5 protein-coding genes and 1 pseudogene are annotated in these 10,064 nt (G+C 65.4%); 3 read left to right on the forward strand and 3 right to left on the reverse strand.

The features are described 5' to 3' along the window. Window positions 1–57: 57 nt before the first annotated feature. Window positions 58–456, reverse strand: a complete 399-nt coding sequence (locus J7367_RS21005; RefSeq protein WP_057663293.1) for a hypothetical protein — start codon at window positions 454–456, stop codon at window positions 58–60. Beyond that, a complete protein-coding gene (locus tag J7367_RS21010) occupies window positions 453–3,800 on the reverse strand; it encodes a winged helix-turn-helix domain-containing protein (RefSeq protein WP_057663295.1) in 3,348 nt (1,115 codons plus the stop codon). Before J7367_RS21010 ends, J7367_RS21005 begins: the two co-directional genes overlap by 4 nt. A 281-nt stretch (window positions 3,801–4,081) precedes the next feature. Here J7367_RS21010 and fabV point away from each other — a divergent pair, with 281 nt between their 5' ends. Both fabV and J7367_RS21020 read left to right on the forward strand, forming a co-directional pair. Further along, window positions 4,082–5,290: an enoyl-ACP reductase FabV gene (fabV, locus tag J7367_RS21015; protein WP_057663299.1), complete on the forward strand. Its 1,209-nt coding sequence runs from the start codon at window positions 4,082–4,084 to the stop codon at window positions 5,288–5,290. Window positions 5,291–5,438: 148 nt separating this feature from the next. After that, window positions 5,439–5,725: pseudogene (locus J7367_RS21020) on the forward strand (hypothetical protein). 131 nt (window positions 5,726–5,856) lie between these two features. On the opposite strand, the gene J7367_RS21025 reads toward J7367_RS21020, so the two are convergent. Continuing rightward, entirely contained in the window at window positions 5,857–6,879 is a 1,023-nt protein-coding gene (locus J7367_RS21025) for a sugar kinase (protein ID WP_022557851.1), read from the reverse strand. Between the two features lie 285 nt (window positions 6,880–7,164). On the opposite strand from J7367_RS21025, the gene J7367_RS21030 reads away from it, so the two are divergent. Further along, on the forward strand, window positions 7,165–9,945 hold the full coding sequence (locus tag J7367_RS21030) for a TonB-dependent receptor (protein WP_057663303.1): 2,781 nt from the start codon (window positions 7,165–7,167) through the stop codon (window positions 9,943–9,945). Window positions 9,946–10,064 lie beyond the last annotated feature (119 nt).

A 10,064-nucleotide genomic window follows, 5' to 3' on the forward strand; every position in this document is an offset into this window, starting at 1 on the left:
GATTGCGCGGCGGCTCCCGTCCGGAGGCGAACCGTCGGACGGAAATGGACTCAAGGATCAGTGCCGCCCGAATTCGGTCGGCGAAATTTCCGGGTCGTTGCCGACCTGGGGGTCGCAGCTGAAATGCGCGCCCGTGTGTGTGTCCTTCACCACGACGGTGAAAAAGATCAGCGTCGGATGTTTGTTGGCGTTCACCACCTTCACCCAACTGCCGTCATGGGCGATGTCCGGCGGGCCGATCTGCCCCGTCGAATCGGAATTCAGCAGGCTGATGATCTTGAAGCGGTGGGGCACCGATTTACAGAACGCGTAGCGCAGTGTCACGTCCTGTTCGCCTTTGCCACAGATGAGCAGGTCCGGCGAGAAGCTGTAGAAGTAGGCGCCCCTGCCGGTATTGCCGCCGAACTCGACGTGCGCCACGGTCAGTGTGATGGTGATGATCTTGGGATCGGTCATGACGTTGGTGATTCCTTGAAGAGCGGGGCATAGAGGGAAACGAATCCCGGGTGGCGGTAGCCCGCTTGATACAGCCATCCGAGCTGTTGCGTCACGGCAGCGCGCCGACCCAGATGGATCTGTGCGCGAATCCAGGGGTCGAGCAAGGTCTTGTCGCGACTATTGCCGATATCGGCGCCGAGCACTGCCACCGCGCGCTGCCAGGCGGCGTGTGCACCGACGTGATCGCCGCTGGCGTCCAGTTGTTCGCCATACCAAACCAGGGCATGCGCCAGCGCCGAGACCCCGAGCAGATCCGCGGGCCTGGACCGATGCGAGGCGTCCAGCCGCGCCACGATCGCCGCCAGGCTGGACGTCTGCTCGCTGCCATGCAGCCCCTGCACCCGGTTCAAGCGCAGCGCAATGATGGCATCCAGCCATTGCCACTCCGGCAGCGGTTGTCGCTGCAGCAAGCCTGCCAGCGTCTGCCGCGCCTGGGTGAGTTGGCGTGTGGCAGCATCGGCGCGCCCGTCCAGCGCGGCAACCCAACCGGCCTGCGCGTAGGCATGCGCCAGATCGCGTTGCCACGTCCGGTTGTCCGGCTGCTGCGCGACCAGCGGTTCCAGGATGTCCACGCTGGCTTGCGCGTCGGCCTGCGCCTGCGCAAGGTGGCCGCGCGCCAGCGCCAGATTGGAGGTGCGTAGCAACGAGGTGGCCATGCGCCGTCGCCACGCATTGGCATCCGGATCGTTCTTCACCAAGACGCGCAGCACCGCGATCTGCTCGCGGTAGCCTTGTTCTGCTGGCACCAGCAAGCCCTGATTTTCCTGCGCAAGGCTTAGCCAAGACAGGCTGTCGACGAGTTCGTAGCGTACTGCCGCGTTATCCGGCGTGCGCGCCAACACCTGGCGCTTGAGTGCGATGGAACGTGCAAAGAACTCGATCGCCGCAGTTGCCTGACCTTCGCTTCTGGACAATGTGCCCAGATTGTTCAGCGCATACGACAACTCCAGTTGCCAGCGCGGATCCTGTGGAGCTGCGCGTACCAAGTGTTCGCAAGCCGCCAGATACTGCAACCAGTACGTGCGCGCCAACGGCAGCTGCTTGGCCTGATACGCCAAATAGCCGAGCCAGTACGCGGCCTGGCCGGTTTCCGCCTCCGCTTCCAATGCATCTGGCGCCCGCATGCGCGCCTGTTCGGCGGTAGCGGCGGCACGCGTGAACGCGGCATGGGCCTCTTTCACCTTGCCCTGGTTCATCAACACTTCGCCGGTGGTGCGCAGGGCACGGGCGTGGTTGATCAAATCACCGGTGTGCATCTCGGCGCTGGGCAAATCTTCCAGATAGCGCAGCGCACGGCTGCCGACGCTATCGAGCAGTTTGAGGTTGCCCACGGTGCGCAACTGCTCGGCCAGGTCGCCCAGCATGTAGCCCACCAGTTGCTGGGCCTGATCGCGGCGTTGTTCGGCGACTTGCTGGGCCTGGCGCGCCCGCCAGCCGAGCAGCAGCGAGGCGCTGGCCAGCACCACCAGCAGTGCGGCAGCGGCGGCGTACAGACCGCGGCGCTGGCGTTGCGAGCGTTCGCAGGCGCGCAGGAAGGCATGTTCCAGTGCGTCCAGATCCTGCGGCATGCGTCGCGCAGCCTCGCGTGCTTCGCTCAGCGGGCGGCCGCTGTTGAGCAAGTGATCGCTGCGCCGGCCTTCGGCAGCCCAGCGCTGTGCCGCCAGTTGCAGCCGCTTGCGCGCCTGCAGCAGGCGGCGATTTTCATGGATCCACTCGGCCGCACGCGGCCACTGCCGCAACAGTGCTTCGTGCGCGACCGCAAAGCCCGGTTCGCCGGCCACCAGCTCGCTGACGAACAGGCGCGCATGCACGAACGCATCCACCAGCACGCGCGCCGCGCTGCTCGCCGGCAGTGCCGACCACAGCGCACGCCGCGCGGTGACGGCATCGCTGTCGGGGTGGATCACGCTCAGCAGCGTCAGCACCTCGCCCAGCGCGACCCGCGCATCGGAAGGCAATGCGCGAAACGTCTGTTCGGCATGATGCGCCAGCGCGCCTTCCAGGCCGCCCAGGGCGCGATACGCAGCAAACGTCAGCAAGCCATCGTCGTTGCGCTGCGCATGCAGGGCATGCAGCAGATGTTGCAGCAATGGCAGTGCGTCGGGCTGGCGTGCGGTGGCATCGCGCAGCACATCGTCCAGGCGACCGGCGCCGCCGTGGTCTTCTTCGAAGCGCAGCCCGGCCATTGCCGCCGGTACGCGGATGATCTGGCCGATCTCGCCATCGCGTGGCGGCAGCAGATCCACGTGCCCATCGCCGCGTTTGAGCTCGACGATGTCCGGCAGTGCATCGATCAGGCGCGGATAAAAATCGCTGCGGGTGAGCATCAACACGGCCACGTGCGCGCTGGCGCACAGCGCATGCAAGGCTGCCGCCAGCACAGCGCGATCGGCGGCAGTGATGCCGGGCGTGGCCACCATCGCTTCGGCATGGTCGATGACCAGCAGCAGATGGCGCCGGGTGTGCACGTTCTCGCGCGCTGGGCCGGTTTGGCGCATCGCTTCGTCGATGGCCGCATGCAGCGGCGCAGGTTGCTGCAGCCACTCGGGCAGGCGTGCCGTCTGCGCTGGCGACAACACCGCGCGCCCACCCGGTGCCCATTGCCCCAATGCGCGTGCGAACGTGTCCAGCACATCGCCGCCGCGGCACTGCGCCAGGTTGCAGTACGCCACCGCGATGGCCTCCAGTCCATCCAGGCCGCCGGGCTGGCACAGCAACGGCACCACGCCGGCGCGCAGCAACGAGGTCTTGCCGCAGCCGCTGGCGCCGCTCACCAGCACCAGCCTGCGCTGGCTGTGCAATTGCGCGCGCAACGCGCCCAGCACCTGCGCAATCGCGTGGCTGCGGCCGAAGAACACGTCTGCATGTGCCGGGTCGAATGCCTGCAGCCCCATGTACGGGTTGCCATGCCCCCACGCCTGCGGACCGATCACCGCACCGCGGTAATCGTCGGGAAACATCACCTTCGGCAGCAGCCGGTAGCCACGCTTGCGGATGGTTTCGATAAAGCGCGGCTGGCGGCTGTCGTCGCCGAGCTTGCGGCGCAGCTGGGCGATGGTCTTGTGCACCGGGTTATCGCCGTAAAAGCTGCCGTGCCACACCTCGATCAACAACTGCTCGGCGCTGATGACCTCGCCGGCGCGCTCGGCCAGCGCGATCAGCACTTCCATCATGCGCGGTTCCAGCGTGATGGTCTGGCCGTCGTCGATCAGCGTCAGCCGCTCCGGCTCGACCAGCAATGGCCCAAGACGGAACCGCGGGACGGAGCCCAGCTGCGTGACGCGCTCGCTTCGAAGAGACATCGCTCAAATACCGGTCGCACAACTGGAAGGGGCCTCGACAATCGCCATCAGGCGCGGCCAGGCACGGCACGGCAGGGCGGAAACGTAGCACAGCCCGCTGCCGGGTAAGTCGATTGCGGTCGCTGTTCGTTGCTGCGTTGCGCGTGCAGGTGCTGGCGTCAGGCCGCCGTGCGGCGGCCTTCACGTGCTTCCATACAGCGGCGTTTGTTACGCATCAGGCTGTTTCGCGCGCGCCACACGCACTAAGATGCCGCCAGCATCTTGCTGACCAGGAGTCCACGTTGATCATCCATCCCAAAGTGCGCGGCTTCATCTGCACCACCACGCATCCGCTTGGCTGCGAGCGCAATGTGCTCGAGCAGATTGCCGCAACGCGTGCGCGTGGCGTACGCACTGACGGCCCCAAGAAAGTGCTGGTGATCGGCGCGTCCAGCGGCTACGGCCTGGCCTCGCGCATCACCGCTGCCTTCGGGTTCGGTGCGGACACGCTGGGCGTGTTCTTCGAAAAGCCCGGCACCGCGAGCAAGGCCGGTACGGCCGGCTGGTACAACTCGGCCGCGTTCGACAAACATGCCAAGGCGGCCGGGCTGTATAGCAAGTCGATCAATGGCGACGCGTTTTCCGATGCCGCGCGCGAGAAGGTGATCGAGCTGATCAAGACCGAGATGGGCGGGCAGGTCGACCTGGTGGTGTATTCGCTGGCCTCGCCGGTACGCAAGCTGCCGGGCAGCGGCGAAGTGAAGCGCTCGGCGCTCAAGCCGATCGGGCAGACCTACACCGCCACCGCCATCGACACCAACAAGGACACCATCATCCAGGCCTCGATCGAGCCGGCCAGCGCGCAGGAGATCGAAGACACCATCACCGTGATGGGCGGGCAGGATTGGGAATTGTGGATCGACGCGCTGGAAGGCGCCGGCGTGCTCGCCGATGGCGCGCGCAGCGTGGCCTTCAGCTATATCGGCACCGAAATCACCTGGCCGATCTACTGGCATGGCGCACTCGGCAAGGCCAAGGTCGATCTGGACCACACCGCGCAGCGCTTGAATGCACGGCTGGCCAGGCGCGGTGGCGGCGCCAATGTGGCGGTGCTCAAGTCGGTGGTCACCCAGGCCAGCGCGGCCATTCCGGTGATGCCGCTGTACATCTCCATGGTCTACAAGATCATGAAGGAAAAGGGCCTGCACGAAGGCACCATCGAGCAACTCGACCGCCTGTTCCGCGAGCGCCTGTACCGCGAAGACGGCCAACCGGCCGACGTGGACGACGAAAACCGTCTGCGCCTGGACGACTGGGAGTTGCGCGACGACGTGCAGGACGCCTGCAAGGCGCTATGGCCGCAGGTCACGACCGAGAACCTGTTCGAGCTCACCGACTACGCCGGCTACAAGCACGAGTTCCTCAAGCTGTTCGGCTTCGAGCGCGACGACGTGGATTACGACGCCGATGTGGCGACGGATGTCAGCTTCGATTGCATCGAGTTGGGGTGATTGCCGGGATTGGGGATTCGCAAGAGCGGTGTCTGCATCGCTGATCTTCAGCGGACCCGAACGTTTTTCGCAAGGACAACCGGCACGCGATGCTGGTTGTCCTTGCCGTGACGAATCCCAACTCCCTAATCCCAAATCACGGCACCCAATGGACAAATGCATCGCCCATCTCGTCCTGGCCTTTCTGGTCAGCGTGGCCTGCGCTGCATTGCTGGGCTCCGTCAGGTTGTACTGGTCATTGAAGGCGATCGCCAATCTGTTGATCACCACGGCGTCGTCTGCGCCGCGGTGATGCAGGACGACTCTGCACCGCCCTGGAACCACGCCTTGTTGGTCACGCTGTTCTTCAGCCTCCCGGCGGCGCTATGTGTGGTGTTGCTGAGCGCAGCACTCAGACGGATCACCTACAAACCTCGCACCCGTGCACTCGCCTGAAACACGTAAGCGCTGTCAGCCACGGGCGCATCATCCCTGAGCGCACCGCGCTGGGAGCAACGCGCCCGGCCAGAGCACCGAATCTCCGGCGCTGTTGCCAATCCCAATCCCGACTCCCCAATCCCGGTGCGTCAGCGCCGCACATCAAACCGCGCATCCCCCACGCACGCCTGCACGTCGGCCACCGAGAGCGGATTGAAATCGCCCGGGATCGAATGCTTCAAGCAGCCGGCGGCCAGGCCGAAGCGCACCGTATCCTCCAGCGACCAGCCTTCGATCAGGCCGTGCAGCACGCCGGCCGCAAACGCGTCGCCGCCGCCAATGCGGTCGATGATGGGGGTGAGTTCTTCGCTGGGTGCACGCGCCACGGCGCCGTCGCGCGGCACCAGCATCGCGCCCAGGCTGTGGTGGTCCACGTGATGCGCCACGCGTTGCGTGCAGGCCATCAACTGCAGCTGCGGGAATGCAGCGAAGGCCTGCTGCGCGGCCGCTTCCACGCGCGCTTCCAGCGTGTCCTGCGCGAACTCGCCGCCCAGCACCACGCCGATGTCGCGGTAATCGGCAAACACCACATCCGCGCAGGCAAACAGCTGATGCAGGATGCCGCGCGCATCGCCCTGCCAGCGTTGCCACAACTTGGGCCGGTAGTTGCCGTCGAACGACACCTTCACCCCGGCCGCACGCGCGGCACGTGCCGCCGCCAGCGTGGCCTGCGCCACCTCCGCGCCCAATGCCGGGCTCACCCCGGACAGGTGCAGCCACTGCACGCCTTCCAGCAGACGCGGCCAGTCGTAGGCATCGGCCGGTGCCAGTGCAAAGGCCGAGTCGGCGCGGTCGTAGATCACTTCGCTGGGGCGATGGATCGCACCGGTGGTCAGGAAATACAGACCCATGCGGCCGTCCACGCGCCGCACATGGCGGGTATCCACGTCGTGCCGGCGCAGTTCGCCCAGCACCGCGGCGCCCAACGGGTTGTCCGCCACCGTGCTGACCATGGCCACGGCATGGCCGAAATGCGCCAGCGAGACGCCGACGTTGGCCTCCGCGCCGCCGCAGTGCACGTCCAGCCGAGGCTGCTGCAGCAGCAGCGCATGGCCAGGCGCCCCCAGGCGCAGCAATAACTCACCAAAACACAGGATACGGGCACGGCTCATGCGGCAATTACCTCGGCTGGGTGGTACGTGACGGGTGGGGGCGCCGTCGCGCACTGAGATGACCATCGGTGTCATTCTAGCCGGCGCGAAATGCCGGCTGCTACGGCCATGATGCGACGTGAAGTGACCGCTTGCACCCGTTTTTCGGAAATTTGGTGGCGTTTTCTGCTGCGCTGCAAGATGTTACGAGACGATTCAGCTGGTAACGTCGTTTTGACTAGCGGTGTCATTGCCGCTCTCAACCCGCTATTTCACATTGTTCATGGACCCTTGGGAGGGGAGGACATGCAATTTCGGACCACCAGCCGGAAGACACCGGTTACCTTGCTTGCGCTGTCGATCGGGCTGGCGCTGAGCGGCCAGGCTGCCGCACAAGACGCCGCCCCATCGCCCGCCGAGCCCGCCGTCGACCTGGACACTGTCACGGTGACCGGTTACCGCGCCAGCGTGGAGAAGGCCCTGGACATCAAGCGCGGCGAAGCCGGCGTGGTCGATGCCATCGTGGCCGAGGACATCGGCAAGTTCCCCGACCTCAACCTGGCCGAGTCGCTGCAGCGCATTCCTGGCGTGGTGATCACCCGCGACGCTGGCGAAGGCCGCGCCATCACGGTGCGTGGCCTGGGCCCGGAATTCACCCGCGTCCGCATCAACGGCATGGAAGCGCTCACCACCGTGGGCGCCGGCGACCAGAGCGGCGGCACCAACCGTGGCCGCGGCTTCGACTTCAACGTCTTCGCCTCGGACCTGTTCTCGCAGCTGATCGCGCGCAAGACGGCCTCGGCCGATGTGGAAGAGGGCTCGCTGGGGGCCACCGTCGACCTGCGCACCGCGCGCCCGTTCGACTACAGCGGCTTTACGTTTGCCGCCAGCGGCCAGGCGGCCTACAACGCCATGGCCGAGAAGGCCAACCCGCGTGTAGCGGCGCTGATCGCCAATACCTGGGCCGACAACACCTTCGGCGCCTTGCTGTCGGTGGCCTATACCGAACGGCAGGTGCTGGAAGAAGGCTCCAACACCGGCCGCTGGGCCAATGGGACGAGCAACGGCAACTTCAGTGCGGCATCGCCCTTTGCGGCCGCACGCTCGGCCGACGTGTACCACCCGCGCTTCCCGCGTTATGTGCAGATGGAACACGACCAGCAGCGCCTGGGCGTGACCGGGTCGTTGCAGTGGAAGCCCACCGACCGCACCACCATCTCGCTGGACGCGCTGTACTCCAAGATCGAAGCCACGCGCGATGAGCATTACATCGAGGCCATCTCCTTCAGCCGCGGTCGCGACAGCGGCACGCCGCGGCGCGCCGACCGCGATGGCAAGCCGGCCACCATCGTGCGCAATGGCGAGATCCGCAACAACGCGCTGGTGTACGGCGAATTCGACAACGTCGATATTCGCTCGGAAAACCGCCACGACGAGTGGAACACCGAGTTCAAGCAGGTCAGCCTGGATCTGGAGCACCGCTTCAGCGATGCCTTCTCCGTGTCCGGCCGTGTCGGTACCTCGCGCTCGGCGCACGAGAACCCGGTGCAGACCACCATCATCATGGACAAGTACGACGTCGACGGCTACAGCTACGACTATCGCGGCAACAACCGTGCGCCGGTGCTGAACTACGGCATCGACCCGACCAATCCCGCCGGGTGGGAACTGGCCGAAATCCGCCTGCGTCCGCAGACGGTGGACAACGATTTCGATACGGCGCAGATCGACTTCAACTGGAACATCGGCCCCGGGTTCCGCCTCAAGGGTGGCGTGCTGGCCAAGGACTACACCTTCAGCACGGTTGAACTGCGTCGCGCCAGCGAAATTGCGGTGCCGACCTTCGCCGATGGCACCCGCATCGTGCCGACGGACCTGACCGAGCAGGCCGGCCTGAAGGGCATCAACGGCAGCCCGTCCAACTGGGTCGTTCCCAACCTGGATGCAGTGGCCAACCAGCTCGGCATCTACAGCAACACCGGCACCTACGCCGTGGCGCCGCGTGCCAACAACACCCGCAGCGTCGAAGAAAAGGACCGCGGCGTCTGGTTGATGGGCGAGTTCTCCACCGACCTGGGCTCCATCCCGCTGTCGGGTAATTTCGGCGTGCGCTATGTGCGCACCGAGCAGGAATCCACCGGCTATGCGTTGATCAACAACGCGCCGGCGCTGACCACGGTGGGCCGCAAATACAACAACACGTTGCCCTCGTTCAACCTGGTGGCCGAGCTCGCGCCCGACCTGCTGCTGCGTCTGGGCGCGGCCAAGGTGATGTCGCGCCCCGGGCTGGGCAGCCTCACGCCCGGTGTGACCGTGGCCGTGGCCGGTGGCGCACGCACCGTGTCCGGCGGCAACCCGGATCTGGATCCGATCGAAGCCACCAATGTCGATCTTGGCCTGGAGTGGTACTTCAACGAAGGCGCGATGCTCGGTGTCGGCGTGTTCTACAAGGACATCGAAAGTTTCATCCAGACCGCACGCGAAGTGCGCCCGTATGCCAGCAGTGGCCTGCCGGCTTCGTTGCTGGATGGCACCGGCGCCAGCATCAACGACGACTTCACCTTCAGCATTCCATTGAATACACCCGGTGGCGAGTTGAAGGGCGTGGAAGCGAACTATGTCCAGCCATTTACGTTCCTGCCGGGCAAGTGGGCCAACCTGGGCGTGCAACTGAACTACACCTGGGTGGATTCGCAGATCCAGTACCTGTCCAGCACCGGCGCACCGGTGATGAAGAACGACCTGACCGGGCTGTCGCGCTCGTCGTGGAATGCGACCTTGTTCTACGAGGGCGAGTCTTTCGCCGGCCGCATCTCGGCCACCAATCGCGACGATTACCTGACCCAGGCCCCTGGCACGGAAGCGGGATTCAACGTCGATGGCGTGCACGGCATGACCGGTACCACCATGATCGACGCCTCGCTGCGCTACAAGATCAGCAAGCAACTGGAACTGAGCCTGGAGGGTATCAACCTCACCAACGAAGCGTCCGACGAATGGGTGTGGTCGCCGCAGACCGGCGAGTTGCCGCTGCAGTACACCGAAACCGGCCGCCAGTACTTGCTGGGCCTGCGCTACAAGTTCTAAGGAAGGTCTGAACAACGAGACCTGACAGGGCGGAAGGTGGCGTCGTTCCGAAGAGTGGCTTTTGGAACTTCGGAATTTCGCCATTTCTGGCGCTTTCCGCGGGAATTTCCCGGTTCACA

The organism is Xanthomonas sp. D-36-1, from assembly GCF_017746155.1.
Taxonomy (GTDB): Bacteria; Pseudomonadota; Gammaproteobacteria; order Xanthomonadales; family Xanthomonadaceae; genus Xanthomonas; species Xanthomonas cissicola.

Bases quoted from the DNA above. Each gene is read 5' to 3' on its own strand.
- J7367_RS21005 (WP_057663293.1), bottom strand. From the start codon at position 456: ATGACCGATCCCAAGATCATCACCATCACACTGACCGTGGCGCACGTC.
- J7367_RS21010 (WP_057663295.1), bottom strand. From the start codon at position 3,800: ATGTCTCTTCGAAGCGAGCGCGTCACGCAGCTGGGCTCCGTCCCGCGG.
- J7367_RS21025 (WP_022557851.1), bottom strand. From the start codon at position 6,879: ATGAGCCGTGCCCGTATCCTGTGTTTTGGTGAGTTATTGCTGCGCCTG.
- J7367_RS21030 (WP_057663303.1), top strand. From the start codon at position 7,165: ATGCAATTTCGGACCACCAGCCGGAAGACACCGGTTACCTTGCTTGCG.